The organism is Paracoccus sanguinis (genome assembly GCF_012689545.1).
GTDB classification, from domain to species: Bacteria; Pseudomonadota; Alphaproteobacteria; order Rhodobacterales; family Rhodobacteraceae; genus Paracoccus; species Paracoccus panacisoli.
The window spans coordinates 2,920,178-2,946,234 of the sequence record NZ_CP051542.1 but is presented as its reverse complement, the minus strand read 5'-3'; the positions used below and the strand labels follow the sequence as shown (position 1 = coordinate 2,946,234).

Here is a 26,057-nt window from a genome sequence, read left to right as displayed (position 1 = left end):
ATGCGAACGATCGGGTCATGGCGCGGGAAGCCGCTGGCGCAGGCGGGCGCGGGTCGCCGCGTCGCAGAAGGCCGCGTCGAGGGCCCAGTGGTTCATCCGCGCGAACTCGGCCTCGCCCCAGCCGAAGGCCCCGGCGAGGCGGTCGTATTCGCGCGTGAGCGTGGTGTCGAAGAACGGCGGGTCGTCGGTCGAGACGGTGACCCGGCAGCCGGCGTCGGCGAGCCGGGCGATGGGGTGGGACGGCCAGTCGGGGTAGAGGCCGAGGGCGATGTTCGAGCCGGGGCAGACTTCGAGCGTGACCTCGCGCTCGGCGAGGTCGCGGACGAGGGCGGCGTCCTCGATGGCGCGGACGCCGTGGCCGAGGCGGGTGACGCCGAGGGAGAGGGCGTCACGCACCGACTGGGGGCCGCGCCACTCGCCGGCGTGGCAGGTGAGGCCGAGCCCGGCCTCGCGGGCGCAGTCGAAGCTCCAGGCGAAATCCTGCGGGTGGCCGACGGTCTCGGCGCCGGCGAGGCCGAAACCGGCGATCCAGCCCTGCCCGCCCTCGCCTGCCGTCTCGGCGGCGCAGCGGGCGGAGGCGCGGGCGCGGTCGGGGCCGAGGTGGCGGATGGGGGTGACGATGCCGCGGCTGGCGATGCCCTGGGCCTCCATCCCCGCGGCGACCTCGGACCAGGCGGCGACGTGCTCGCGCCAGGCGGTCAGGTCGCCGCCGCCGCAGAACGCGGGCGAGACGAAGAGCTCGGCGTAGATCGCGCCCTGCTCGGCGCAGTTTTCCAGCACCACGGCGAGCAGGCGGGCGTAGTCCTCGGGGCCGTCGAGGACGGCGGTGGCGGCCTCGTAGACGCGCAGGAAGTCGGCGAAGTCGGTCCAGCGGTAGCGGCCGTCGGGGGCGAAGATCGGGCCGAGATCGCGGCGTTTCTCGGCGGCGAGGCTGCGGATCAGCGCGGGGGGTGCGGCGCCCTCGAGGTGGAGGTGCAGTTCGATCTTGGGGATCATGGCAGCACGTTGCGGCCATGCGCGGGGGCGGGGATGCCGAGATGGGCCGCGACCGTGGCGCCCACGTCGGCATAGGCGATGAGGCCCGCGGCGTGGGGCGGCGTGCCCCAGCCGAGCACCGGGACGCGCTCGCGCGTGTGGTCGGTGCCGGCCCAGGTCGGGTCGTTGCCGTGGTCGGCGGTGAAGATCGCGAGGTCGCCCGGCCCCAGCGTGGCGAGGAAGCGCGCGGCCACGCCGTCGAACCATTCGAGCGCCGCGCCGTAGCCCGCCACGTCGCGGCGGTGGCCGTAGAGGCTGTCGAACTCGACGAAATTGGCGAAGGTCAGGCTGCCGGGTTCGGCCTCACGCCCGAGGCGGATCAAATGGTCGGCGAGGTCGGCGTCGGACTTGCCCTTGTGCAGCCGCGTGATGCCGCGGTGGCTGAAGATGTCGCCGATCTTGCCGATGGCGTGGGTGGTGCGGCCCGCGCCTTTGGCCAGGTCGAGGATCGTGTCGGCGGGGGGCGCGATGGCGAAATCGCGCCGGTTCGGGGTGCGGTGGAAGGCGCCTTCGGTCCCGGTGAAGGGGCGGGCGATGACCCGGCCCACGCGCATCGCGTGGACGCTGGGGGCGAGCGCCTCGCAGAGGGTGATGAGGCGGTCGAGGCCGAACGCCTCTTCATGCGCAGCGATCTGCACCACGCTGTCGACCGAGGTGTAGGCGATGGGCCAGCCGGTGCGAAGGTGCTCGGCCCCCAGCCGGTCGATGATCTCGGTCCCCGAGGCGTGGCAGTCGCCGAGGATGCCCTCGGTCCCCGCGAGCTGCGCGATGCGGGCCGAGAGCTCGGGGGGGAAGGCGGGGTGCGTGTCGGGGAAGCTGTGCCAGTCCCACGGCACCGGCACGCCGGCCAGTTCCCAGTGGCCCGAGGGGGTGTCCTTGCCCGAGGAGGTCTCGGTCGCCGCGGCCCAGAGGCCCTGCGGGGCGGGGCCGTCCCAGGGCTGGCCGTTGGCGAGCGCGAGGGCGGCGCGCAGGCCGAGCGCGTCGAGCGTCGGCGTGGCGAGGCCACGGTCGCGGAGGATGTGGCCCAGGGTGTTGGCGCCGGTGTCGGGGACGCCGCCCGAGGCGAAGCGGTCGGCGTCGGGGGCGCCGCCGATGCCGACGCTGTCGAGGACGATGAGGAAGGCGCGGGTCATGCGGGGTCTCGTGCGTCGGGTGGGGGGGCTTTGCCCCCGCCGGCCATGGGCCGCCCCCCCCAGGATATTTGGGTCAAGAAGAAGGCGGGGTCGTGCGGGGCCGGCGGCGCGCAGGGGGCGGTCATGTCAGGCGCTCGCGGATCAGCGGGCCGGGGTCGGTCGGGGGGCCGAGCCTGTAGGCCGTCTGGACGGCGGCGATGGCAGCCTCGGCGTCGGCCTCGGAGGCCGCGTGGACGCGGCCGAGGCGAGCGGCGGGCTCGCCCAGGCGGGCGAGGTCGGTCAGGCCCACGGCGGGGTCGATGGGGGCGCCGGCGCGGATGCGGCCGCCGCCCAGCGCGAGGACGGCGTGGCCGAGCGCGGTCGCGTCGATGCGGGCGACATGGGTGCCCTCGCCGCGCAGGCCGGGGATGTCGCGGATCACCGGGGCGGTGGGCAGCGGGGCGGTCAGCACGTCGGCCGGGCCGCCCTGCGCCGCGACCATGCGGGCGAAGCGCTCGGCCGCTTCGCCCGAGGCGAGGGCTTGGGCCACGCGGGCCTCGGCGTCGGGGATCCCGCCGACGCGCAGGCACTCGGCCGCGAGCGCCAGCGAGAGGTCGCGGAGCGGTTCCTCGCCGGGGTCGCCGCGCAGGACGGTGAGGGCGGCGGCGACCTCGACCGCGTTGCCGGCGGCGCGGGCGAGCGGCTGGTCCATGTCGGTGATGAGCGCCACCGTGGGGCAGCCGGCGTCCTTGGCGGTGTCGACCAGCGCGCGGGCCAGGTCGCGGGCGGCCTGCGGGTCGGTCAGGAAGGCGCCCGAGCCGGACTTGACGTCGAGCACCAGCCCGCCAAGCCCGGCCGCCAGTTTCTTCGACAGGATCGAGGGGGTGATGAGGTCGATGGTCTCGACCGCCGCGGCCTCGTCGCGGATGGCGTAGAGGCGGCGGTCGGCGGGGGCGAGGTCGGCCGAGGCCGCGACGATGGCGCAGCCGACGTCCGCGACAACGCGGCGGAAGGCGGCCTCGTCAAGGTCGGTGCGGAAGCCGGGGATCGCCTCGAGCTTGTCGAGCGTGCCGCCGGTGTGGCCGAGGCCGCGGCCCGAGATCATCGGGACATAGGCGCCGCAGGCGGCGACGAGGGGGGCCACGATCAGCGAGGTGACGTCGCCGATGCCGCCGGTCGAGTGCTTGTCGACCGCGGGGCCGGGCAGGTCCCACGCCAGCACTCGGCCGGAATCGCGCATCGCGCGGGTCAGCGCGGCCCGCCCCTCGGGCCCGAGGCCGCGGGTCAGAACCGCCATGGCGAAGGCGCCGGCCTGGGCGTCGCTGACGCTGCCGTCGGCGAGGCCGCGGGCGATGCGGGCCGCGCCCGCCGCGTCGAGGCCGCGCCCGTCGCGCACCGCGGCGATGATCGGGCGCGGGTCGAACATCAGGCGCGGTCCATGTGGCCGGCGGCGAACCGGCCGGGCAGCAGCTCGCCCACGGTGGTGGCCAGCGTCTCGCCGTCGAGCGTGGCAAGAAGCACCGGCGTGCCCTCGCGCGCGAACTCGGCCAGCTTCTGGCGGCAGCCGCCGCAGGGGGGCGTCGGGTGGGGGCTGTCGGCGATCACGCAGATCTCGGTGATCTCGGTCTCGCCCCCCGCCACCATCGCGGCGATGGCGCCGGCCTCGGCGCAGGTGCCCTCGGGGTAGGCGACGTTCTCGACGTTGCAGCCGGCGTAGATGCGACCCGAGGGGGCGCGCAGCGCGGCACCGACCTTGAAGCCGGAATAGGGGGCGTAGGCGGTCTCGCGCACCCGGCGGGCGGCGTCGATGAGGGACATGGGCGGGACTCCTTTGGCCGTGGGGGGCATCATCCCCCTGCCCTGCCCGAGGTGCAAGCGGCGGGTTTCGACTGGCGGAAAGCGCGGGACGGGCGGGTTGTGACGCCACGTCGGCGGGGATAGGACGGCGGAAAGGACCAACCGGGCGGGGATGCGATGGACGAGCGGCGGCAGGACACGGCACGGCAGGCGGCGCTGAACTATCACGAGCTGCCGAAGCCCGGAAAGCTCGAGATCCGGGCGACGAAGCCGCTGGCCAACGGCCGCGACCTGAGCCTTGCCTATTCGCCGGGCGTGGCCGAGGCCTGCCTCGAGATCAAGGCCGATCCCGCCACCGCGGCGCGCTATACGGCGCGAGCGAACCTGGTCGCGGTGGTCTCGAACGGGACGGCGGTGCTGGGGCTTGGCAACATCGGCGCGGCGGCCGCGAAGCCCGTGATGGAGGGCAAGGCGGTCCTCTTCAAGAAATTCGCCAACATCGACTGCTTCGACCTCGAGGTGAACGAGCCCGACCCCGAGAAGCTGGCCGCCATCGTCCGCGCGCTCGAGCCGACCTTCGGGGCGATCAACCTCGAGGACATCAAGGCGCCCGAGTGCTTCATCGTCGAGAAGCTGTGCCGCGAAACGATGAACATCCCGGTGTTTCACGACGACCAGCACGGCACCGCGATCGTCGTGGGCGCCGCCGCCACCAACGCGCTGCGGGTGACGGGGCGGCGGTTCGAGGACATCAAGGTCGTCTCGACCGGCGGCGGGGCGGCGGGGATCGCCTGCCTCAACATGCTGCTGAAGCTGGGGGTGCGGCGCGAGAACGTGTGGCTCGCCGACATCCACGGGGTGGTCTACGAGGGCCGCACCGAGGACATGACCCCGCAGAAGGCGGCCTATGCGCAGCCGACCGACCTGCGCACGCTGGGCGAGGTGATCGACGGCGCGGATCTGTTCCTCGGCCTCTCAGGACCGGGGGTGCTGAAGCCCGAGATGGTGGCGCGGATGGCACCGCGGCCGATCGTCTTCGCGCTGGCCAACCCCACGCCCGAGATCCTGCCCGACGAGGTGCGCGCGGTCTCGCCCGACGCGGTGATCGCCACCGGGCGCAGCGACTATCCCAACCAGGTCAACAACGTCCTGTGCTTTCCCTTCATCTTCCGCGGCGCGCTGGACGTGGGCGCGACCGAGATCAACGACGCGATGCAGCTCGCCTGCATCGAGGGGATCGCGGCGCTGGCGCGCGCCACCACCTCGGCGGAAGCCGCGGCCGCCTATCGCGGCGAGCGGCTGACCTTCGGCCCCGACTACCTGATCCCCAAGCCCTTCGACCCGCGGCTGATGGGCGTTGTCGCCACCGCCGTCGCCCGCGCGGCGATGGAGACCGGCGTCGCCACCCGTCCCCTGCCCGACATCCACGCCTACAAGCGCGCGCTCGACGGGTCGGTGTTCCGCTCGGCGATGATCATGCGGCCGGTGTTCGAGGCGTCGAAACAGGCCACCCGCCGCATCGTCTATGCCGAGGGCGAGGACGAGCGGGTGCTGCGCGCCGCCAACGCGATCCTCGAGGAGGGCGACGACGTGCCGATCCTGATCGGCCGCCCCGAGGTGATCGCGCGCCGCGCCGAACGCGCCGGCCTGCCGATCCGCCCCGAGGTCGATTTCGAGATCGTCAACCCCGAGAGCGACGCCCGCTACCGCGACTATTGGGAGACGTATCACGGACTGATGGCCCGGCGCGGCGTGACCCCCGACATCGCCCGCGCGATCATGCGCACCAACACCACCGCCATCGGCGGGATCATGGTCCACCGCGGCCAGGCCGACAGCCTGATCTGCGGCTGCTTCGGGCAGTATTCGTGGCATCTGAAATACGTCCGCGAGATCCTCGCCCGCGGCGGGCTGCACCCGGTCGGCGCGCTCTCGATGCTGATCCAGGACCAGGGGGCGCTGTTCGTGGCCGACACCCAGGTGCACCACGACCCGACGCCGGAAGAGGTCTACGAGACCGTCGTCGGCTGCGCCCGCCACGTCCGCCGCTTCGGCCTGACGCCGCGGATCGCGCTCTGCAGCCATTCGCAGTTCGGCAACCTCGACACCCCCTCGGGGCGCAAGATGCGCGACGCGATGGACCTGCTGGCCAGCCGCGAGGCGGATTTCAACTACGATGGCGAGATGCACGTGGATGCGGCGCTCGACCCCGCGGTGCGGGCGCGGCTGCTGCCCTCGTCGCGGCTGGGGGACGAGGCGGCGAACGTGCTGGTGTTTGCGGGCACCGACGCGGCCTCGGCGGTCAGGAACGTGCTGAAGACCCGCGCCGGCGGGCTCGAGGTCGGGCCGATCCTGATGGGGATGGGGAACAAGGCGCATATCGTGACGCCCTCGATCACCGCGCGTGGGCTGCTCAATATCTCGGCGCTGGCGGGGACTCCGGTGGCGCATTACGGGTGAGGCCGGGGGCGGGCGGGGATCGTCCCGCTTTCCGTTGCCGGCCAGCGTTCGTTGCCTTGCGGGGCTGGTCCCCGCGGCCCGCTGGGCGCTGACCGGATCGGCCGTTAGGCGAGCAGATCGCCTTCCGGTTCCGGCTTCGGCGGCGGCCTTTTCTCCGAAGTGCATCGGTGCGAGCCGACGAGATCGTGGCCCGGGCGGCGAGACACTCCCCCTACAGTAACGCCTGCCCCACCGCGCGCGACGCGCTCCTAGGGGCAGACGAGGGTCGCCGCCCGAGCCCTTCCAAGGCTCTTCCCACCGCCTGACGGCAACAGCCAGCGGGAGGCGCCCACCCTCGCACTCGCCCGCACACCCCCGGCACGAGGGCAGCGGCAATCCGCCGCCCTTGCGCTCGTCCCCAGAAATATTCTTGTTAGAATTCTGCCGCAGTTGGTCGCGGCACGAGACCGGGGGGAGCGAGTCATATGGGTTATCAGGACGTCTATTCTGCGTGGAAGAACGACCCCGAGGCGTTCTGGATGCAGGCCGCGCAGGGAATCGACTGGATCAAGCCGCCGTCGAAGGCGCTCTTCGATGACCGCGCGCCGCTTTACGAATGGTTCGCGGACGGGGTGCTGAACGCCTGCTGGAACGCGGTCGACCGCCACGTCGAGGCCGGGCGCGGCGATCAGCTTGCCATCATCCACGACAGCCCGATCACCCACTCCTACCGCGGCATCACCTACAAGGACCTGCAGACCCGCGTGGCGAGCCTCGCCGGGGCGCTGCGCGCCAAGGGGATCGAGAAGGGCGACCGGGTCATCATCTACATGCCGATGGTGCCCGAAGCGCTCGAGGCGATGCTGGCCTGCTCGCGCCTCGGCGCCACCCACTCGGTGGTGTTCGGGGGGTTTGCGGCGCACGAGCTGGCGGTCCGGATCGACGACTGCACCCCCAAGGCGATCATCGCGGCCTCCTGCGGGCTCGAGCCGGGGCGGGTGGTGCACTACAAGCCGCTGCTCGACCGGGCCATCGACGAGGCCACCCACAAGCCCGAGTTCTGCGTGATCTTCCAGCGCGAGCAGGAGGTGGCCGAGCTGATCGAGGGCCGCGACGTGGCCTGGCACAGCTTCCAGTTCGGGGTCGAGCCGGCCGAGTGCGTGCCGGTCGAGGGCAACCACCCGCACTACATCCTGTATACCTCGGGCACGACCGGCCAGCCCAAGGGGGTCGTGCGCCACACCGCGGGGCATTGCGTGGCGCTGAACTGGACGATGAAGAACATCTACGGGATCGACCCGGGCGAGGTGTTCTGGGCCGCATCCGACGTGGGCTGGGTCGTCGGTCACAGCTACATCTGCTACGGCCCGCTGCTGCGCGGGGCCACGACCATCGTGTTCGAGGGCAAGCCCGTGGGCACCCCCGATCCGGGGATCTTCGGGCGCATCATCCAGAACCACAAGGTCAAGACCTTCTTCACTGCCCCCACCGCGATCCGCGCCGTCAAGCGCGAGGACCCGGAGTGCACCTTTATCAAGGACTACAGCCTCAAGTCGCTCAAGGCGGTGTTCCTGGCCGGTGAGCGCGGCGACCCCGACACGGTGAAATGGGTCGAGGAGCATCTGGCCGTCCCGGTGATCGACCACTGGTGGCAGACCGAGACCGGCTGGGCGATCGCCGCGAACCCCTTCGGGATCGAGACGCTGCCGGTGAAGCACGGCAGCCCCTCGGTGCCGATGCCGGGCTACGAGGTGGCGATCCTCGACGAGGCCGGCCATCCCGTGGCCCCCGGCACGCTGGGCGCGGTGGCCGTCAAGCTGCCGCTGCCGCCCGGCACGCTGCCGACGCTGTGGAACGCCGAAGAGCGGTTCCGCAAATCCTACCTCACCACCTTCCCCGGTTATTACGAGACGGGCGATGCGGGGATGCTGGACGAGGACGGCTACCTCTACATCATGGCCCGCACCGATGACGTGATCAACGTGGCCGGGCACCGGCTCTCGACCGGCGCGATGGAGGAGGTGCTGTCCTCGCACCCCGCGGTTGCGGAATGCGCGGTGATCGGGGTGGCCGACAGCCTCAAGGGGCAGATGCCGCTCGGGTTCCTGGTGCTCAAGAAGGGCATGGAGGGCGAGGCCGACAAGGTCCGCAAGGACGTGGTCAAGATGGTCCGCGACCGGATCGGCCCGGTGGCCGCGTTCAAGGAATCGATCGTCGTGGACCGGCTGCCGAAGACCCGCTCGGGCAAGATCCTGCGCGCCACGATGGTCAAGATCGCCGACGGCGAGACGTTCAAGATGCCGGCGACGATCGAGGACCCTGCGGTGCTCGACGAGATCCGCTCGGCGCTCAAGGGCGCGGGTCTGGCGCAGGCCTGATCGGGGCCTGCGTCGCGGGCACGGGTGTCGGCGCGGCTTGATGGGCCGCGCCGGGGACATTGCTCGTCTTCCGGGCTGTGGCGAGCGTCGACGGGTATTTGAGCCAGAAAGAAGCTGGGCATGTCACCCGGCGCGGGATCGCGTTGGCCCCGGCTGACGTACGACCGCCGCTGAAGGGCGTCACTGCCCCCCTTGCCTGAACCCCACCCCGGCCCCGCCTTGCCACCCTGCCCCTACCGGCCTACCGAGGCGGGGAGCGGGCCGGGGAGAGGCGCCATGACCACACCGACATCATGGCGGTAGCCACCACCACCGCCGTCATCGCCGCGCTGGCGCCGGCCGGGCTGCTCATCGCGCTCGGCTGGGGGCTGCGGCGGCGGGGGCTGATGCCCGAGGGGTTCTGGGGCCCGGCGGAGTGGCTCAGCTACTACGTCCTGCTGCCCGCGCTCTTCGTCCACGGGCTCGCCACCGCGGACATGAGCGGGGTGCCGGTGGCGCGGATCTTCGCGGTGCTGGTCGGCGCGGTGGTGCTGACCGCGGCGCTGGTGGTCGCGGGCCGACGGCTCGTGGCGGTCGATGACCCGGGCTTCACCTCGGTCTTTCAGGGCGCCGTGCGCTTCAACAACTACGTCGGCGTGATGCTCGCCACCGGGCTTTACGGGGCCGAGGGCACCGCCCTCGCTGCGGTCGCCAACGCCGCCATCGTGCCGACCGTCAACGTGCTGTCGGTGCTGGTCTTCGCCCGCTACGGTGGCGCGCGACGGGGGCTGGGGCGGGGACTGGGTTTGGTGCTGCGGCAGGTGGCGACGAACCCGCTCGTCCTCGCCTGCGCGGTGGGCGGGGCGTTGCAGGCCACCGGGCTCGGGCTGCCGCCGGGGATCGACGGCACGCTGCGGGCGCTGGGACAGGCGGCGCTGCCCATGGGGCTCATGTGCGTCGGCGCGGCGCTGCAACTTGGCACGCTCAGCCGCGACCTCGCGCCGACGCTCGCGGCCTCGGCGGTGAAGTTCGTGCTGCTGCCGGCGATCACCGTCGCGGCCTGTCTCGCCGCCGGTCTGGGCGGTCCGGCGGCGCTGGTGGCGGTGCTGTTCCACAGCCTGCCCACGGCCTCCTCGAGCTATATCCTGTCGCGGCAACTGGGCGGGGACGCGCGGCTGATGGCCTCGATCATCGCGCTGCAGACGCTGCTGGCGGGGCTGGCGATCCCGCTTGCCGCGGCGCTGGCAGCGGCCGTGCTGCCCGTCTGAACAAAGGGCCGCCGCGGGCGATGGACGGCGCAGGGCGCGCGTGGCAGAGCTTGGACTACAGCTGCCCCCCTGCCCGTCCGATAGGCCGCCGATGTCCCTGATCCTGTCCTGCGTCGTCGATCGGGCCCCGAAGTTCCTGACCCAGGCGGTGACGCTTCTCACCTCGCTCAGGGCGGCAGGCTTCGTCGCGGATGCCGAGAACCGCATCCTCGTCCACGTGGTGGACCAGCCTGCCGACGACCCACGCTTCGACCCGCTGCGCCGGCTCGGGGCCGAGATCCACCCGGTCGCCGCCTTCGGCGAGGGGCCGGCGGCGTGGTCGAACAAGCTGCGCCAGCTCGAGACGCCCGAGATCCGCGCGGCCCGCCGGGTGATCCTCTGCGATGCCGACCTGCTGGTGCTGGCCGATCCGCGCGGGTTTTTCGACGAGGCCCCGGTGCGGGCCAAGATCGTGGACCGTGCGAACCCGCCCGCGCCGCTGCTCGCCCAGCTGTGGGCGGCCTCGGGCCGAGCTTTGCCGCCGCTCGTCGCCCCCGCCTTCAACGACGACGAGCGGACCCATCCGCTCAATTGCAACGGCGGGCTCTACCTCCTCCAGCACGGCGCGGCGGACGCGCTGGCCGAGGCGTGGCCACGCTGGACGCGCTGGTGCCTCGGGCAGGCCGGGCTGCTCGGCCGCTTCACCCTGCACGCCGACCAGCTCGGCTTCGCGCTGGCGATGGAGGAGCTGGGGCTCGGCTTCTCGCCGCTGGGGGTCGCGCACAACCTGACCACCAACCTGCCGGTGGAGTCCTATGCCGGGCGGGCTCCGGTCGCCCCGCAGATCATCCACTACCACGACCGCGTGGCTGAGGACGGGTTGCCGAGGGCGATCGGGGTGGACTGGATCGACGCCCCGCTGACGGCCGCCACGGCGCGGCTGCGGGCCGCGGGCGGGGGCACGGCGAACCCGCATGACATCGGCCCCGGCGCGCTGGCCTGGGGGCTGGCCGCGACGCCGACGCCAGAGCTGCTCACGGCGCTTGTGGCGCTAAGCCGCGACCGGCTGAGGTTCTTTCCCGCGACCGTGATCCGCACGCTGGAATACCCGTGGGTCGCGGCGCGGCTGCGCCATACCGGGGGGGCACGGGTGCTCGAGGTCGGGTCGGGCGTCTCGGTGCTGCCGCTGTGGCTGGCCGGGATCGGCGCCTCCGTGACCACCTGCGACCCGCATCCGCTGCACCGCAACCCCGCCGACCGCAGCCGCTGGACCGAGTGGGGGTTTCTCGACTACGGCGCGCTCGACCCCCGCATCATCTCGGTCAACGCGCCGGTCGAGGCGCTGGAGGGCGCCGCCCCCTTCGACGCCGCCTGCTCGGTGAGCGTGGTCGAGCATCTGCCGGCCGAGGTGCGGCGCGCGGCCATCGACCGGATCGCGGCGCTGCTGCGGCCCGGCGGGCTGCTGGTCCTGACCGTCGATCTGGTGCCGGGCAGCGACGCGCTGTGGCCGCTGTCCGAGGGGCGGGTGGTGGACCCCGACGCGCCGCACGGGACGCGCGGCGACCTTGAGGCCGAGCTGGTGGCGGCGGGGTTCGCGCTGCGCGAGGTCACGCTGCGGCGCGCCATCCCGGGCAGCCGCACCGACCTTGCGCTGATCGAGGCGGTGCGGGCCTGACCCCCGCGCCCCGGTTCAGCCGATGTCGGCGCCGAGCCGCCGCATCAGCGGCAGGAAGTCGGGGAAGCTGGTGGCGATCGGGCCGCCGTCATCGACGGTGATCGGCGCGTCGCTGACGAGGCCGAGGACGAGGAAGCTCATAGCGATGCGGTGGTCGAGGTGGGTGGCGACCGTCGCCCCGCCCGGCACCGCCGCGCTGCCGTGAACGGTCAGGCTGTCGGCGGTATCCTCGACCCGGACGCCGTTGGCGCGCAGGCCGTCGGCCATCGCGGCGATGCGGTCGCTTTCCTTGACCCGCAGCTCGGCCACGCCGTGCATGACCGTGGTACCCTCGGCCCGCGCGGCGAGCGCGGCGAGGATCGGGAACTCGTCGATCATGCTCGCCGCCCGCTCGGCCGGCACGGCGACGCCGCGCAAGGGGCCGTGGCGCACGGTCAGGTCGGCGACCGGCTCGCCCCCCTCGAGGCGGTCGTCGGACCAGGTCAGGTCGGCGCCCATCTCGGCCAGGGTGACGTAGAACCCGTCGCGGGTCGGGTTGCGGCTGACCCCCGGCACGGTGATCTCGGACCCCCGCACCAGAAGCGCGGCGGCGACGGGAAAGGCCGCCGAGGACGGGTCGCGCGGCACGGCGACGGGCTGGGCCTCAAGCTCGGGGCGGCCGGTCAGGGTGACGACCCGGCCCTCGTCCGTGACCTCGGTGGTGATCTGCGCGCCGAAGCCCGCCAGCATCCGCTCGGTGTGGTCGCGGGTCGGCTCGGCCTCGATCACCACGGTCTCGCCGGGGGCATTCAGCCCCGCGAGCAGCACCGCCGACTTGATCTGCGCGCTGGCGACGGGGGTGGCGTAGCGGACCGGCAGCGCCTCGGCTGCGCCGCGGATGGTGACCGGCAGCAGCCCGCCCTCACGCGTGGTGATCTGAGCCCCGAACAGGGCCAAGGGATCGGTGATGCGGCGCATCGGCCGGCGCGAGAGGCTCGCGTCGCCGGTGAAGGTGGCGGTGATCGGGGTGGTGGCCATGGCGCCCATGATGAGCCGGACCCCGGTCCCCGAGTTGCCGCAGTCGATCACGCCCGCCGGCTCGGCAAAGCCGCCGACGCCGACGCCGTGGACGAGCCACTCGCCCTCGCCCACGCGGGTCACATCGGCGCCGAAGGCGCGCATGGCGCTGGCGGTGTCGAGCACGTCCTGCCCCTCGAGCAGGCCGGTGATCCGCGTCTCGCCCACCGCCAGCGCGCCGAGGATCAGCGCCCGGTGGCTCACCGACTTGTCGCCGGGCACGAGCGCCGCGCCGGTCAGCGGGCCGCCGCGGCGGGCGGTGAGCGGGTGGGGTTCGGCGGAATGTGACATGAGCGGCCTCCTGACGTTGGCCGACAGCGTTACCGTGCCGGCGGGGGCAATGCCACGCCCCTTCTTTCTTGCCCAAATATCCCCGCCGGAGGCACGCCGCGGAAGCGGCGTTCCCTTGGGGCGTTCCCGTCAGCGGCGGAAGGTCGCGTAATGCGGCACCCGCCCCTCGCGCAGGGCCTTCTGCTCGTAGCGGGTGGAATGCCAGTCGTCCCACGCCACGGGGCCGTCCGAGACGAGGGTGAAGCCGGCCTTCGGCACCTCCTCGAGGGTCTGGCGCATGTAGTCGGGGATGTCGGTCGCCACGCGGAACTCGGCCCCCGGCGCCATGACGCGGTAGAGCGGGACCAGATGCTCGGGCGTCACGAAGCGGCGGCGGTGGTGGCGGGCCTTGGGCCACGGGTCGGGATAGTTGAGGAACGCCCGCGCCACGGACGCGTCGGGCAGCACGTCCATTAGGTCGCGCGCATCGCCCGGGTGGACCGAGACGTTGGAGACGCCCGCCGCGCGGATCTTGCCCAGCAGCATGGCGACGCCGTTGATGAACGGCTCGCAGCCGATGATCCCGATCTCGGGGTAGCGCGCGGCCATCGCCACCATGTGCTCGCCGCCGCCGAAGCCGACCTCGAGCCAGACCGGCCGGTCATCGCCGAAGATCGCGGCGGGGTCGATGGGGGTGCGGGCGGGGTTCTCGTCCAGCGTGATGCCGCGCGGGCGCAGGGTGCCGAGGTCGTCGGCGAGGTAGCCCTTCTGGCTCTGCCGCAGGGTCTTGCCGTGCCGGCGGCCGTAGAAGTTGCGGTGCGGGGGGGTGGGGTCGAAGTCGCTCATGGCCGGGTCCTTCATGGCCAGGTCGCGCGTGGCCGGATCGTTGGTCCGGGGCGATGCCGCGCCGCGGGCGCGAGGTCAAGCGCGATGCGGGCGGGGTCAGCGGTCGTGGTCGTGGGGGTGGTCGTGGTTGTGGTCGTGGGGGTCGGCCCCGGTCCCCGCCTCGGCGCAGCCGGTCTCGGCGGTCTCGGTCTCGATGGTGGCGTGGCGGACGCCGTGGGTGGCGAGCACCCGGCGGGCGGCGACCCGGGCGGCGAAGGGGTCGGTGTCGGGCGCGAGGACGAGGTGCATCTCGGCCGAGACGCGGCGCTCGTCGATCTGCCACAGGTGCAGGTGGTGCAGCCCCTCGACCCCCGGCAGCGCCAGGAGGCCGGCGCGCAGCGCCGCGTCGTCCACGCCGTCGGGCGCGCCCAGCAGCAGCATCCGCAGCACGCCGCCGATCTCGCCGCGGATGTGCCAGAGGATCACCACCGAAATGAGCAGCGTCAGGATCGGGTCGGCGAGCCGCCAGCCAAAGACGAGGATCAGCGCGCCGCCGACCAGCACCGCGACCGACACCGCCGCATCGGCGAGGTTGTGCAGCCAGGCGGCGCGGATGTTGACGCTTTCGCGCGCCAGCCGCGCGGTCAGCCAGGCAGTGCCCAGGTCCACGACCAGCGCCAGCCCTGCCAGCGCCATCACCACCCCGCCCGCGACCGGCGGCGGGTCGGCCAGGCGGCCCGCGGCCTCGACCATCAGCCAGACCGACACCGCGATCAGCGCGAGGTAGTTGACGAAGGCCGCGACGATCTCGGCCCGGCCCCAGCCGAAGGTCATCGACCGGCTCGCGGGCCGGGCGGCGAGGCGGCGGGCGCCGAAGGCCAGCACCAGCGCCAGCGCGTCCGAGAGATTGTGCACCCCGTCCGCCACCAGCGCGACCGAATCGGCGACGAGGCCGCCGCCGATCTGGGCCGCGGTGAGCACGAGGTTGATGACCACCGCCCAGAGGAGCGCGCGGTCCCCGAGGCCCTCGGCGCCGTGGGCGTGCGCGTGGGGGCCGTGCCCGTGGGAGCCGTGCCCTTGATGGGTGTGGTCATGCGGCATGGGGTCGGCCCTCGGGCGGCAGAACGCAGCGCGACCCGCGCGACGTCGGACGGAGCGCGCGGGGCGCCCTCGCGCCCGCCTCCGCCCTGCGCAGGGACGCCGCCCGGCTCAATGCGCCTCGGCCCAGGTCGCGCCGGCGCCGGCGTCCACCACCAGCGGCACGGTCAGGTGCACGGCGGGGGCGGCGGCGCCCTCCATCACCTCGCGCGCGACGGCGATGAGGGGCGCGACGGCGCCCTCGTCGGCCTCGAACACCAATTCGTCGTGGACCTGCAGCAGCATCCGGGCAGGCAGCCCCTCGATCGCGGCGGGCATGCGGATCATCGCCCGGCGGATGATGTCGGCGGCCGTCCCCTGGATCGGCGCGTTGATCGCCGCCCGCCGCGCGCCCGCCGCGGCCGGACCCGAGGAGGAGATGCCCGGCGTATGGATGCGCCGCCCGAAGAGCGTGCGCACGAAGCCCTGCGCCTTCGCCTGCCGGGTGGTCGCGTCCATGTAGGCGCGGATCTCGGGGAAGCGCTCGAAATAGGTGTCGATGAAGGCCTGCGCCTCGGCCCGCGGAATCCGCAGGTTGCGGGCGAGGCCGAAGCCCGAGATGCCGTAGATCACGCCGAAGTTGATCGCCTTGGCCTGGCGCCGGATCATCGGGTCCATACCCTCGACCGGGACGCCGAACATCTGGCTGGCGGTCATGGCGTGGATGTCGATGCCCTCGGCGAAGGCCTGTTTCAGCGCCGGGATGTCGGCGATATGGGCGAGGATGCGCAGCTCGATCTGGGAATAGTCGAGCGAGACCAGCCGCTTGCCCTCGGGCGCAAGGAACGCCTCGCGGATGCGGCGGCCCTCGTCGGTGCGCACGGGGATGTTCTGCAGGTTCGGATCGGTCGAGGCGAGCCGCCCGGTCGAGGCCCCGGCGATGGAATACGAGGTGTGGACCCGCCCCGTCTCGGGGTTCACATAGGTCGGCAGCGCGTCGGTATAGGTCGATTTCAGCTTCGAGAGCGCCCGCCAGTCGAGGATGCGGGCCGGCAGCTCGTGCCCCTCGGCCGCCATGTCCTCGAGCACGTCGGCCGAGGTCGAGAGCGCCCCGGACTTGCCCGCCTTGGTCCCGGTCAGCCCCATCTGGCCGAACAGGATCTCGCCCAGCTGCTTGGGCGAGCCGAGGTTGAACTTGCCGCCGGCGAGCCCGTAGGCCTCGTCCTCGAGCGCCGCCATCTTCTGCGCGAAGGCCCCCGACATCCGTCGCAGATGGGCGGCGTCGATCTCGACCCCCGCCATCTCCATCCCGGCCAGCACCTCGATCATCGGGCGTTCCAGCGTCTCATAGACCGTCGTCACCCCCGCCGCGGGCAGCTGCGGGCGGAAATGCTGCCAGAGGCGCCAGGTGATCTCGGCGTCCTCGGCGGCGTAGCGGGTGGCCGCGTCGATCGGCACCTGGGCAAAGCTGATCTGCGACTTGCCCGAGCCGATCAGCTCCTTGATCGGCTGGCAGCGGTGGCCGATGTAGGTGTCGGCCAGCTCGTCCATGCCGTGATTGTGCAGCGCGGCGTTGAGCGCATAGCTCATCAGCATCGTGTCATCGACGGGCGCCATGCGGATGCCGTGGCGGGCCAGGATCTTCCAGTCGTACTTGGCGTTGTGCAGGATCTTCAGCACCGCCTGATCCTCGAGCATCGGCTTGAGCATGGCCAGCGCCCGGTCCATCGGGATCTGCCCCGCGGCGCGGCTGCCGCCGCCAAAGAGGTCCGCGGCGCCCTCGACATGGCCGAGCGGCACATAGGCCGCGAGCCCCACGTCCGGGCAGAGCGAGATCCCCACCAGATCGGCCTGCATCTCGTCGAGGCTGGTCGTCTCGGTGTCGAGCGCCACCGCGCCCTTCTGCCGGATCGCGGCGATCCAGCGGGCCAGCGTCTCTTCGTCGGTGATGGTGACATAATCGGCGCAGTTGACCGGCGGGAACTCGGGCGCGGCGGGGGACGCCTGCTCGGGCGGCGGGGCGACCGGCTCGGGCGCCTCGGCCTTGAAGCGCTCGGCCACCCGGTTGGTCAGGGTGCGGAACTCCATCCGGTTGAGGAACTCCATCAGCGTCGCGGGGTCGGGGTCGGTGACCTCGAGCGTTGCCATGGCGAAGTCGATGGGGGTCTCGCAGTCGAGCTGCACGAGGCGCTTCGAGACCCTGATCTGCTCGGCATGGTCGATCAGCGTCTGGCGGCGCTTGGGCTGCTTGATCTCGTCCGCGCGGGCCAGCAGCGTCTCGAGGTCGCCATACTCGCCGATGAGCTGGGCGGCGGTCTTGATGCCGATGCCGGGGGCCCCGGGGACGTTGTCGATGCTGTCGCCGGCCAGCGCCTGCACGTCGACCACGCGCTCGGGATAGACGCCGAACTTGGCGAACACCTCGTCGCGGCCGATCCGCTGGTTCTTGATCGGGTCCAGCATCTCGACGCCGTCGCCGACGAGCTGCATCAGGTCCTTGTCCGAGGAGATGATCGTGACCCGACCGCCCAGCGCGCGCGCCTGGCAGGCGAGGGTGGCGATGATGTCGTCGGCCTCGAAATCCGCGATCTCGATGCAGGCGACGTTGAAGGCGCGGGTCGCCTCGCGCGTCAGCGGGAACTGCGGCTTCAGCTCGTCCGGCGGCTCGGGGCGGTTGGCCTTGTAGTCGCTGTAGATCTCGTTGCGGAAGGTCTTGGACGAGTGGTCGAAGATCACCGCCGCATGGGTGGGGGCGTCGGCGCCGCGAGCCTCCTCGATGTATTTCCACAGCATGTTCGAGAAGCCCGCCACCGCACCGATGGGCAGGCCGTCGGACTTGCGGGTCAGCGGCGGCAGCGCGTGGTAGGCGCGGAAGATGAAGGCCGAGCCGTCGATGAGATGCAGGTGGCTGCCCTTGCCGAAGCCCGCGTCGTTGGTACCGGAGGCGTCGTTCATCGCGGGGAGTCCTTGGGGGAGAGGGGAGAGCTGGTGTGGGGCCGTTCTGCCACGCGCCGGGCGGGGGCGCAAACGCCGCGGGGGGTGGGGCTCAGCCGCGGGCGGCGCGCCAGCCGGCGGCCTCGGCCTCGGCGGGTGAGCAGAACCAGCGCTCGCCGGCGGCCGGGTCGATGGCGGTCCGGTCGTACCAGCGCCCGCCCGGCAGATGGTAGATGCGCCCGCCGGTCGAGATGTTGCCCTTGATCGTGCAGTCGCCCGGCCCCTCGGCGGGCGGTGCGGCATGGGTCGTGCGGGCGAGGCGGTAGAGGGCGGGCTCCTCGGCCTCGCCGGCCCACTGGCCGCGGCGGGCGGCGCGGGCCGCGTTTTCGTCGGGCAGATAGTCGGTGGCGTAGCGCAGATAGGCGCGGGCCATGCCGGCGGCGACCATCGCCTGTCCCAGATCGCGGCCCCGCGCCGCGCAGCGCGCGACGATGCGCTCGTGCCGGTCCATGTCGAGCGGCTCGCACGTCACCCGCGCCCGCCCGACCAGCGCGCCCAGCGCCTCGGTCGCCCGCGCACCGCAGGGATAGGCGCGGCCTGCGGCGTCGGTGCAGCGCTGCGCCCGCTCCGGCGCGTCGATCCCGTGCAGGCGGATGATCGCCTCGCCCCCCGGCGTGGCGAGGCCCAGCGTGTCGCCGTCGATGATCCGGGCGGTGCCGGTCAGCGGACCGGCGAGGGCCGGGGTGGCAAGCAGAACGAGGAGCGAACAGACCCTTAACATTCCGTTAAGTTAAGGGTTCGTTTACCGTTTGTTCAAGGTGGGCGTGACGGGTGATCGCCGCGGCGCTCGAAGTGATTGCGAAGCGGTGACGGCCGGGTGTCGCGCAACTGTTACCAGTCCGTAGTGCAGAGCCGTACTTCCCAGCGGCGGCCGATCCCAAGGCAGGCTTCAATGTCTGCGCCACCACGCTATTCCTTGACGACCCCTGTCATCTGCCTGGTGTCCTCCGTGACCTGCTTGATTTTGGCCTGCAGTTGATATCCGTCGGGCTTTGCCGGATTTGGTAGGGCGCCCGGTTGGTCGAGGATGCCGCGAGCGGCAAGCTTCCGCTGCATGACGGTAAGCGTCCGGCCTGACCGCTACCCGTTCCATCGCCATGGGAGCAGATCGTCGACCTTTGTGATCTTGTAGTCGGGGATGCGGGCCAGGGTATCAGCGAGCCAGGCGAGTGGATCGACGGCGTTGAGCTTGGCTGTCCCGATGAGGGTGTAGGCGATGGCGGCGGCCTTTCCGCCTGCTTCCGAGCCGACGAAGAGGTAGTTCTTGCGGCCGAGGGCAACGGCGCGCATGCCGCGTTCGGCGGCGTTGTTGTCGAGTTCGAGAATGCCGTGGTCGAGGTAGGGGCGCAGACGCTGCATGCGGGTCAGGGCGTAGCGGATGGCGGCGGCTAGCGGGGATTTGCCTGAGATCGTGGTGAGTTGCATCGCCAGCCACGCCTCCAGCTCGTCGAAGACGGGGGCGGCATGGGCCTGTCGCAGTTCGGCACGGCGATCAGGCGGAGCGCCACGGGCCTCCTTCTCCACGGCATAGAGCCGGGCGATCCGAGTTATGGCCTCTTGGGCTATCGGAGAGCCCTGGGATCGGTGGATGTCGACGAACTTGCGCCGGACATGGGCCATGCAGGCGACCTCGCGGATGGCGCCTGAGCGGTAGAGGTCTTCAAACCCGGCATAGCCGTCGGCGTGCATCCAGCCGCGATAGCGGGCGAGGTGATCCTTGGGGTGCTGGCCTTTGCGGTCGCCCGAGAAGCGATACCAGGCAGCGGGCGGCGCGGAGCCGCCCCAAGGGCGTTCGTCACGGGCATAAGTCCAGAGCCGGGCGGTGCGGGTCTTGCCGGTGCCCGGGGCGAGCATGCTGACCGGCGTGTCGTCGGCGAAGATCGCCTCGGCCGACAGGACATGGCGACCGATGGCGTCAGCGAGGGGTTCAAGCAAGGCAGTGGATTTGCCGACCCAGTCGGCCAGCGTCGAGCGATCCAGATCGAGCCCCTCACGATCGAAGATCTGGCTCTGGCGATAGAGCGGCAAGTGATCTGCATACTTGCTGACCAGCACATGGGCCAGCAGACCCGGCCCCGGGCGGCCACGCTCGATGGGGCGAGAGGGCAGCGGGGCCTGGACGAACCGTTCGCAGCAGGTGCAGGTCAGGCGCGGCCGGACGATCCGGTTCACGATAAACCGGCTGGGAACATACTCCAACTCCTCGGTGACATCCTCCCCGATCCGGCGCAGACGGCCTCCGCAATCGGCGCAAGCCTCGGCACCGGGGCCGAGTTCGACCTCCATCCGTGGGATATGATCCGGGATCGGGCGGCGCTTGGGTTTGTCCTTCTCCTCGATGTCCGGCAGTCGCATCCGGGCGGTCATCGCGGCAGCAGCGATCTCGCTGCTCTCCAGCGCCAGTTGAAGCTGTTCTGCCGTCTCCGACGATGCCCCGAACCGGTGGGCGCGGTGCCCTGCCAACTGGTGCCGCAGCTTCTCGATCAGGATCGCCTGGGCCTTCACCTCGGCCAAGAGCCGCGCGGTGAAGCTGCGCAGCTCCTCTGGGTCTTCCGGCAGGGCCAGGGTCTGATCGAGCATGCGGGAAGTTTATCCCACGGGATTCCTTGTGGGAATCATTGATTACAGGTCCTGTGGACTATCCCGCCGCCAGAGGCCGCCACGTCCGTTCCGGGGCCCGCCAGTCAATCCCCTCCAGCAGCATCGACAACTGCGCAGGCGTCAGTGCCACCTTCCCCTCCTTGGCCGAGGGCCAGACGAACCGGCCCTTCTCCAGCCGCTTCATGAACATGCAGGCCCCTTGGCCGTCCCACCAGATGACCTTGACCAGATCACCCCGGCGGCCCCGGAAGACAAAAAGATGCCCGCCGAATGGGTTCTGCTTCAGCACAGCCTCGGCCTGCGCCGCCAAGGCTGCAAAGCCCTTGCGCATGTCCGTCACCCCGGCGGCCAACCAGACCCGCGTGTTCGCCGGAACCGGGATCATACCGTGAGCCCCCGGATCAGCCGCGCGAGCGCCCCAGGATCGTAGTTGCCACTGATGCGCATCCGATGCCCGCCCGCGAGCTCGATCTCGATGCAACTGTCGGCGGCAGGTCCTGCCGGGGCAGACCTGGGCTCCGCGACAATCTCTACCGGCAGAAAGCGCGCCTGTTCTGGAAGGGGCGGAGCCGAGGCGGGGTCCGGCGCATAACGGGGATCGCGCAGCCACTTGAAGATCAGGTTCGCGTTTACCGCGTAGCGCCGGGCAACCTGGGCCACGGAAACACCCGGCGCAGCCGTTGACCTGCCACTGAACTTTCATCCAACGGCGACCTGAGCCCGGTTTTTGTTTACGCCTGTTGGCGCGGGTTGAGCAATCGCCCGGCGCGCGGAGCTTTCATCTCGCGCAGCGGGGCGGGCGATTGCGGGGTTCAGGTTCGCGGCAAACCCTACAGGGGTCTGGTAGCCCAAGGCCGAGTGGGGCCTTTCGGTGTTGTAATCCGTGACCCAGGCAGCGATCAGGTCACGGGCATGGGCGATGTTGCGGAACAGGGCCTCGTTCAGAAGCTCGTCCCGCATCCTGCCGTTGAAGCTTTCGACGAACCCGTTCTGCATCGGCTTGCCCGGCGCAATGTAATGCCATTCGACCTTGTGCTCGGCGCACCACTTCAGGATCGCGTTCGATGTCAGCTCTGTCCCGTTATCGCTGACAATCATTCCAGGCCTGCCGCGGCGTTCGATCAGCGCCGTCAGTTCCCGAGCCACGCGGCGGCCCGAAATCGAGGTGTCCGGGATCGCCGCCAGACATTCGCGGGTGACGTCGTCAACCACGTTCAGCACCCGGAAGCGCCGCCCGCAGGCGAACTGGTCATGGACGAAGTCCAGCGACCACCGTGCATTGGCTCGTGTCTCGATCAGGATCGGTGCCCTCGTTCCGAGGGCCTTGCGGCGCGCTTTGCGTTTACGCACGGTTAAGCCCTCTTCTCGGTAAAGCCGATAGATGCGGTTGATCCCGGATGGCTCTCCCTCGCGCCTGAGCAGCACGAACAGCCGCCGGTAGCCGAACCTGCGCCGCTCGTTGGCCAGATCCCGCAACCGCCCGCGCAGCGCCGTGTCCGGCGCTCGCTGGGACTGGTAGCGCACCATCGTCCGGTCCGCCCCGGCAATCTGGCACGCCCGCCGCTCCGACAGCCCGAGATGGGCCTTCAGGTGCGCGACAGCCTCGCGCTTCACGGCGGGCGTTACCACTTTTTTGACAGCAGTTCTTTCATCGCAGCCATGTCGAGCATCTGGTCAGCCAGCAAGCGCTTCAGCCTGGCGTTCTCGTCCTCGAGTGCCTTCAGCCGCTTCGCCTCCGACACCGTCATCCCGCCATACTTCGCCTTCCAAGCGTAAAATGTGCCTTCCGACATGCCGTGCTTGCGGCACAGATCTGCGCACTTCGCGCCGGCATCATGCTCCTGAAGGATACCGATAATCTGTTCCTCGGTCCGTCGTGCCTTCTTCATCTTCGTCCGTCCTCTCGTTGGGCCGGACTCTAGTCACAGATGGAGGAAAAAGCCCGTGGCAGGTCACAGACGCTGTGGGTCAACACCTTCATGGACGGCACCACCCGGCTCTTCGACATCTCGGACCCGCACAAGCCGAAGATGGTCTACGAGAAGGTCATCGGGCCGCAGGTCAACATGGTCTCCCAAAGCTGGGACGGCAAACGCGTCTACTTCACCACCTCGCTGCTCGGGAACTGGGACAAGAAGGCGGGCGACGACGTGCAGTTCCTCAAGGCCTATACCTGGGACGGCAAGGAGCTGGTCGAGGATTTCGCCGTCGACTTCTACGCCGAGGGGATGGGGCGCGCGCACATGATGAACTTCGGCAGCGCCGAGCTGTTCTCGGCCTGAGATGCCGACGCTCGTACCTGGCGCGGCACTGGCCGTGGCGGCGGCGGCGGCGCTCGGGCTCTTCGGCCTCGGGGGCGGCGATCCGCCGCCGGGGTTCGCGGCGCGCTTCGCCACCGGTCCGCCGGCCTATCCGATCCCGCCCGCGGGCAGCTATGTCCTGCCGCCCGCGCGGCCCGCCCCGGACGGCGAACTGCTGGACGAGGCCGGCCGGTCCCACCGGCTGAAGGACCTGCTCGGGGGGCAGGTCACGTTGGTCTCGTTCGTCTATCTTCTCTGCGGCGACGTGAACGGCTGTCCGCTGGCGCTCTCGACGCTCTTCGACATCTGGCACGGGACGGGCGAGGTGCCGCAGCTCAAGGGCAAGGTGCAGCTGATGACGATCAGCTTCGACCCGACGCGTGACACGCCTGAGGCGCTGGCGTCCTTCGCCTACCCGATCCGCCACGACGGCGCGCGGGCGCGCAAGATCGACTGGCGGATCCTCACGGCGCGGGACGCCGGCACCATCGCGCCGATCCTGTCCGGGTTCGGGCAGGTCGTGGATCGGTCCGGCGACCCCGACCGGCTGAACCACCTGCTCAGGATGTTCCTCGTCGATGCCGAGGGGCGGGTGCGCAACATCTACGGGCTCGGCATGATCGACCCGCAGCTGATCATGACCGATGTCGAGACGCTGCTCGCCGAGGCCCGCGCGCGATGAGCGGGCCGCGCGTCCTCGCCACCGCACTCCTCCTCGCGGCCGAGATGGCGGGGGCCGGGATGGCAGGGGCCGAGCCGACGCGGCCGCTCGCCACCCCGACGGTCGTACCGCTGCCGGAACTCGGGTCGGCTGCGGCGCCCGCCGATCCCCCTGCAGCCCCTGCCCCGCCGGCCGATCCCGCCTGCGGCGGCGCGGGCTGGGCGGCGCTGGCCGAGGCCTGCGCAAGATCCGCGCCGCTGGGCCTGCCGCCGGTCCCCCACCCCGAGGGCGAGCCGCCCACCGCGGCGCGGATCGAACTGGGGCGGCAGCTCTTCTTCGACCGGCGGCTCTCGGCGAACGGCACCATGTCCTGCGCCATGTGCCACGTTCCCGAGCAGGGCTTCACGAGCCACGAATTGCGCACCGCCGTGGGGGTCGAGGGGCGCAGCGTCAAGCGCAACGCGCCGACGCTCATCAACGTGGGTTACGTCACCGAGCTGTTCCACGACGGCCGCGACCCGGCTCTCGAGACGCAGTACCTCGGGCCGCTGCTGGCGATGAACGAGATGGCCAACCCCTCGGCCGGGCAGGTCGTGGCCCGCATCGCCGGGATGGAGGAGTATCGGCGGGGCTTCACCGCGGCCTTCGGCGCCCCGCCCAGCATCGACCGGATCGGCGCGGCGCTCGCGGCCTATCAGCGCAGCCTCGTCGCCGGCGGGTCGGCCTTCGACCGGGCCCGCTATGGCGGCGAGGGGGCGGCGCTCGACCCGGCCGCCGCGCGGGGGCTGGCGCTCTTCACCGGCAAGGCGAGGTGCAGCGCCTGCCATGCGATCGGCGCGGACCATGCGCTGCTGAGCGACAACGCCTTCCATGACAACGGCTACGGCTTCATGCGCAAGGCCGAGCGCCAGACCCCCGCCCCCACCGCCCGGGTCGAGGTGATCCCCGGCGTGGTCTATGAGGTCGAGCGCAGCTACATCGCCTCGGTCGGCGGGGTGCGCGAGCCGGACCTCGGCCGCTACGAGGCCACCGGGCGGCCCGAGGACCGCTGGCGCTTCCGCACGCCCTCGCTGCGCAACGTCGCGCTCACCGCCCCCTATATGCACTACGGCGGGTTCGCGACGCTGGACGAGGTGGTGGCGTTCTACGATGGCGGCGGCTTTCCGCACCCTGAACAGGACCCCCGCATCCGCCCCCTCGGCCTGTCGGACGCGGAGCGGGCGGAGGTGGTGGCGTTCCTGCGGTCCCTCACCTCGCCCGCCGTGCCGTGCCTCTCGGGCGAGGCGCGGAGCGCGCGGCCGGGGAACTACTGATTTCGCCAATGTGCCCCCGCTCCCGGCCCCTTGTGCCGCTGAGCGCCCCGCGCATGATGGCGCAGCGCCGCCTGCCGCGGTGCCCGGAGGGGAGGCCTGCAATGGACTGGTTCGAACGGCTCACCGGGTTTCCCGAAACATCGTACGAGGCGACGCGCGCCCAGCTCGAGGTCAGCGACGGCCGGCTGCGGTCGCGCGTCAACGGGCGCAGCTACGGGATCGGCAGGCTCGAGCTGATCTCGCTCGACGCGCTGCGGGCGCACACGCGGGATGTCGCCGTGCCGGGCCGGCTGACGCTCGGGATTGCGCAGGGTGACGTGCGGCGGATGCACGCCGATCCCCGGAACGCGGGGGCGCTCTTCCAGGTCGCGTCGCAGTTCAACCTGCTCGAGATGATCGGCCCCGAGGTGACGCCCGAGGCCGGCGTCGGCCGCTACGAGGCCGACCCCACGCAGGGGCCGGCCTGCGCCGTGGCCGCGGGGGCGGGCACGATCTGGCGCAACTACTTCGTGCCGGTGGACGGTCAGCCGGGCCAGACGCGGGACCGCCAGCTGGACGCGCTGGCGGACCTCGGCGCTGCGCTGGCGCAGGGGCTTGGCCGGCCCGGCGAGCGCCTGTGGCAGATGCGGAACGGCTATGCTCTGCCGTCGCGCGAAAGCCTCGGCCAAATCGACGGTCACCTGCGCAGCCTGCCCGAGGCGGCGCGCGACGCGCTGCGCGGGCGCCTGCGGGTCGGTTGGCACCGTGATGTCGAGGTCACGGACGGTGCCCTGCCGGGACAGACGGTGAGCCAGATCTACTGCTCGGCCCTGCCCATCGCCTACGGCGCCGGGCCGGCCCCGGCGTGGGCCGCGTTCGCGCAGCTGGTGCTCGAGGCGGCCTATGAGGCGACGTTGCGGGCGGGGCTGGTGACGGCCGCGGAAGGCGGGTCGAACCGGGTGCTGCTGACCCGGCTCGGCGGCGGGGCGTTCGGCAACGACGACGCCTGGATCGACGCCGCGATCCTGCGCGCGCTGGCGCTGGTCCGCGATCAGGGGCTGGCGGTCGAGATCGTGAGCTACCGGGCGCCGTCGCCGTCCCTGCGGGCGTTGGTCGCGGCGTTCGACGGGCGCACCTGACACGCGCCGCTGCCAAGTTCCGCAGATTCGGGAAGTCCAGGGCGCAGGCTTTCAGCCGTCGCGGGCAGTCCAATCGTCCAGCAAAGGCGGCCACGACGTCGGCTTGTCGGCGGCGTCCACCGCGACTCAGCTTGACAGAATGGAACAAACGAAGAACATTTGAGACCCGGCGCCCGCCCG

At 71.6% G+C, this 26,057-nt stretch carries 21 protein-coding genes; 8 read left to right on the top strand and 13 right to left on the bottom strand.

The genetic code is table 11. From position 1 onward, the window contains the following. Positions 1-15 precede the first annotated feature (15 nt). From HGN31_RS14085 to HGN31_RS14070, 4 genes are all read right to left on the bottom strand, one after another. The gene (locus HGN31_RS14085; protein ID WP_168783609.1) at positions 16-996 is read right to left on the bottom strand and encodes an adenosine deaminase; all 981 of its coding nucleotides are present in this window, start codon (positions 994-996) and stop codon (positions 16-18) included. Next, positions 993-2,168 carry a phosphopentomutase gene (locus HGN31_RS14080; RefSeq protein ID WP_168783608.1) on the bottom strand — a complete coding sequence of 392 codons (1,176 nt, stop codon included), beginning with the start codon at positions 2,166-2,168 and terminating at the stop codon, positions 993-995. Before HGN31_RS14080 ends, HGN31_RS14085 begins: the two co-directional genes overlap by 4 nt. A gap of 121 nt (positions 2,169-2,289) precedes the next feature. Beyond that, positions 2,290-3,573: a thymidine phosphorylase gene (locus tag HGN31_RS14075; RefSeq protein WP_043133788.1), complete on the bottom strand. Its 1,284-nt coding sequence runs from the start codon at positions 3,571-3,573 to the stop codon at positions 2,290-2,292. Beyond that, positions 3,573-3,965, bottom strand: coding sequence for a cytidine deaminase (locus tag HGN31_RS14070; protein WP_036705514.1), 393 nt, complete (start codon positions 3,963-3,965; stop codon positions 3,573-3,575). The genes HGN31_RS14075 and HGN31_RS14070 overlap by 1 nt, the downstream gene beginning before the upstream one ends. A 156-nt stretch (positions 3,966-4,121) precedes the next feature. On the opposite strand from HGN31_RS14070, the gene HGN31_RS14065 reads away from it, so the two are divergent. From HGN31_RS14065 to HGN31_RS14050, 4 genes are all read left to right on the top strand, one after another. Continuing rightward, positions 4,122-6,404: an NADP-dependent malic enzyme gene (locus HGN31_RS14065; RefSeq protein ID WP_043133787.1), complete on the top strand. Its 2,283-nt coding sequence runs from the start codon at positions 4,122-4,124 to the stop codon at positions 6,402-6,404. A 464-nt stretch (positions 6,405-6,868) separates the two neighbouring features. Next, complete coding sequence (locus HGN31_RS14060) at positions 6,869-8,761, top strand: propionyl-CoA synthetase (RefSeq protein WP_168783607.1); 1,893 nt, start codon at positions 6,869-6,871, stop codon at positions 8,759-8,761. 293 nt (positions 8,762-9,054) lie between these two features. Next, positions 9,055-10,008: an AEC family transporter gene (locus HGN31_RS14055; RefSeq protein ID WP_168783606.1), complete on the top strand. Its 954-nt coding sequence runs from the start codon at positions 9,055-9,057 to the stop codon at positions 10,006-10,008. Positions 10,009-10,099: 91 nt separating this feature from the next. After that, positions 10,100-11,662 carry an SAM-dependent methyltransferase gene (locus HGN31_RS14050; RefSeq protein ID WP_168783605.1) on the top strand — a complete coding sequence of 521 codons (1,563 nt, stop codon included), beginning with the start codon at positions 10,100-10,102 and terminating at the stop codon, positions 11,660-11,662. Between the two features lie 15 nt (positions 11,663-11,677). On the opposite strand, the gene aroA is transcribed toward HGN31_RS14050, so the two are convergent. The 9 genes from aroA to HGN31_RS14005 all read right to left on the bottom strand — a co-directional run bounded on the left by aroA (position 11,678) and on the right by HGN31_RS14005 (position 22,374). Next, positions 11,678-13,009 carry a 3-phosphoshikimate 1-carboxyvinyltransferase gene (aroA, locus tag HGN31_RS14045; protein WP_168783604.1) on the bottom strand — a complete coding sequence of 444 codons (1,332 nt, stop codon included), beginning with the start codon at positions 13,007-13,009 and terminating at the stop codon, positions 11,678-11,680. A 129-nt stretch (positions 13,010-13,138) separates the two neighbouring features. Beyond that, positions 13,139-13,834, bottom strand: coding sequence for a tRNA (guanine(46)-N(7))-methyltransferase TrmB (trmB, locus tag HGN31_RS14040; protein WP_168783603.1), 696 nt, complete (start codon positions 13,832-13,834; stop codon positions 13,139-13,141). 96 nt (positions 13,835-13,930) lie between these two features. Next, positions 13,931-14,914, bottom strand: a complete 984-nt coding sequence (locus tag HGN31_RS14035; protein WP_168783602.1) for a cation diffusion facilitator family transporter — start codon at positions 14,912-14,914, stop codon at positions 13,931-13,933. Between the two features lie 108 nt (positions 14,915-15,022). Continuing rightward, positions 15,023-17,845: a DNA polymerase I gene (polA, locus tag HGN31_RS14030; RefSeq protein WP_168783601.1), complete on the bottom strand. Its 2,823-nt coding sequence runs from the start codon at positions 17,843-17,845 to the stop codon at positions 15,023-15,025. A 91-nt stretch (positions 17,846-17,936) separates the two neighbouring features. Continuing rightward, positions 17,937-18,605: a thermonuclease family protein gene (locus tag HGN31_RS14025; RefSeq protein ID WP_168783600.1), complete on the bottom strand. Its 669-nt coding sequence runs from the start codon at positions 18,603-18,605 to the stop codon at positions 17,937-17,939. A 359-nt stretch (positions 18,606-18,964) separates the two neighbouring features. Continuing rightward, positions 18,965-20,464, bottom strand: a complete 1,500-nt coding sequence (gene tnpC / locus HGN31_RS14020; protein ID WP_168781947.1) for an IS66 family transposase — start codon at positions 20,462-20,464, stop codon at positions 18,965-18,967. 58 nt (positions 20,465-20,522) lie between these two features. Next, complete coding sequence (gene tnpB, locus HGN31_RS14015; protein WP_168782219.1) at positions 20,523-20,870, bottom strand: IS66 family insertion sequence element accessory protein TnpB; 348 nt, start codon at positions 20,868-20,870, stop codon at positions 20,523-20,525. Then, the gene (locus tag HGN31_RS14010) at positions 20,867-21,145 is read right to left on the bottom strand and encodes an IS66 family insertion sequence element accessory protein TnpB (RefSeq protein ID WP_168783599.1); all 279 of its coding nucleotides are present in this window, start codon (positions 21,143-21,145) and stop codon (positions 20,867-20,869) included. Before HGN31_RS14010 ends, tnpB begins: the two co-directional genes overlap by 4 nt. A 39-nt stretch (positions 21,146-21,184) precedes the next feature. After that, a protein-coding gene (locus HGN31_RS14005) for an IS3 family transposase (RefSeq protein ID WP_168781936.1) occupies positions 21,185-22,374 on the bottom strand; the annotation gives its coding sequence in 2 pieces (ribosomal slippage) (positions 21,185-22,122 and positions 22,122-22,374; 1,191 coding nt in all). Positions 22,375-22,464: 90 nt separating this feature from the next. On the opposite strand from HGN31_RS14005, the gene HGN31_RS14000 reads away from it, so the two are divergent. The 4 genes from HGN31_RS14000 to HGN31_RS13985 all read left to right on the top strand — a co-directional run bounded on the left by HGN31_RS14000 (position 22,465) and on the right by HGN31_RS13985 (position 25,877). Then, positions 22,465-22,767: a selenium-binding protein SBP56-related protein gene (locus HGN31_RS14000; protein WP_280529899.1), complete on the top strand. Its 303-nt coding sequence runs from the start codon at positions 22,465-22,467 to the stop codon at positions 22,765-22,767. Position 22,768: 1 nt separating this feature from the next. Further along, positions 22,769-23,467 carry an SCO family protein gene (locus HGN31_RS13995; RefSeq protein ID WP_168783597.1) on the top strand — a complete coding sequence of 233 codons (699 nt, stop codon included), beginning with the start codon at positions 22,769-22,771 and terminating at the stop codon, positions 23,465-23,467. Continuing rightward, positions 23,464-24,759, top strand: coding sequence for a cytochrome-c peroxidase (locus HGN31_RS13990; RefSeq protein ID WP_244961047.1), 1,296 nt, complete (start codon positions 23,464-23,466; stop codon positions 24,757-24,759). Before HGN31_RS13995 ends, HGN31_RS13990 begins: the two co-directional genes overlap by 4 nt. 101 nt (positions 24,760-24,860) lie before the next feature. Then, positions 24,861-25,877 carry a hypothetical protein gene (locus HGN31_RS13985; protein WP_168783596.1) on the top strand — a complete coding sequence of 339 codons (1,017 nt, stop codon included), beginning with the start codon at positions 24,861-24,863 and terminating at the stop codon, positions 25,875-25,877. Positions 25,878-26,057 lie beyond the last annotated feature (180 nt).

Bases quoted from the DNA above. Each gene is read 5' to 3' on its own strand.
- HGN31_RS14035 (WP_168783602.1), bottom strand. From the start codon at position 14,914: ATGCCGCATGACCACACCCATCAAGGGCACGGCTCCCACGGGCACGGC.
- HGN31_RS13990 (WP_244961047.1), top strand. From the start codon at position 23,464: ATGAGCGGGCCGCGCGTCCTCGCCACCGCACTCCTCCTCGCGGCCGAG.
- HGN31_RS14065 (WP_043133787.1), top strand. From the start codon at position 4,122: ATGGACGAGCGGCGGCAGGACACGGCACGGCAGGCGGCGCTGAACTAT.
- trmB (WP_168783603.1), bottom strand. From the start codon at position 13,834: ATGAGCGACTTCGACCCCACCCCCCCGCACCGCAACTTCTACGGCCGC.
- HGN31_RS14000 (WP_280529899.1), top strand. From the start codon at position 22,465: ATGGACGGCACCACCCGGCTCTTCGACATCTCGGACCCGCACAAGCCG.
- HGN31_RS13995 (WP_168783597.1), top strand. From the start codon at position 22,769: ATGCCGACGCTCGTACCTGGCGCGGCACTGGCCGTGGCGGCGGCGGCG.
- HGN31_RS14060 (WP_168783607.1), top strand. From the start codon at position 6,869: ATGGGTTATCAGGACGTCTATTCTGCGTGGAAGAACGACCCCGAGGCG.
- HGN31_RS14070 (WP_036705514.1), bottom strand. From the start codon at position 3,965: ATGTCCCTCATCGACGCCGCCCGCCGGGTGCGCGAGACCGCCTACGCC.
- HGN31_RS14080 (WP_168783608.1), bottom strand. From the start codon at position 2,168: ATGACCCGCGCCTTCCTCATCGTCCTCGACAGCGTCGGCATCGGCGGC.
- tnpB (WP_168782219.1), bottom strand. From the start codon at position 20,870: ATGATCCCGGTTCCGGCGAACACGCGGGTCTGGTTGGCCGCCGGGGTG.
- HGN31_RS14085 (WP_168783609.1), bottom strand. From the start codon at position 996: ATGATCCCCAAGATCGAACTGCACCTCCACCTCGAGGGCGCCGCACCC.
- HGN31_RS14055 (WP_168783606.1), top strand. From the start codon at position 9,055: ATGGCGGTAGCCACCACCACCGCCGTCATCGCCGCGCTGGCGCCGGCC.
- tnpC (WP_168781947.1), bottom strand. From the start codon at position 20,464: ATGCTCGATCAGACCCTGGCCCTGCCGGAAGACCCAGAGGAGCTGCGC.
- aroA (WP_168783604.1), bottom strand. From the start codon at position 13,009: ATGTCACATTCCGCCGAACCCCACCCGCTCACCGCCCGCCGCGGCGGC.
- HGN31_RS14075 (WP_043133788.1), bottom strand. From the start codon at position 3,573: ATGTTCGACCCGCGCCCGATCATCGCCGCGGTGCGCGACGGGCGCGGC.
- polA (WP_168783601.1), bottom strand. From the start codon at position 17,845: ATGAACGACGCCTCCGGTACCAACGACGCGGGCTTCGGCAAGGGCAGC.
- HGN31_RS14025 (WP_168783600.1), bottom strand. From the start codon at position 18,605: ATGTTAAGGGTCTGTTCGCTCCTCGTTCTGCTTGCCACCCCGGCCCTC.
- HGN31_RS14050 (WP_168783605.1), top strand. From the start codon at position 10,100: ATGTCCCTGATCCTGTCCTGCGTCGTCGATCGGGCCCCGAAGTTCCTG.
- HGN31_RS13985 (WP_168783596.1), top strand. From the start codon at position 24,861: ATGGACTGGTTCGAACGGCTCACCGGGTTTCCCGAAACATCGTACGAG.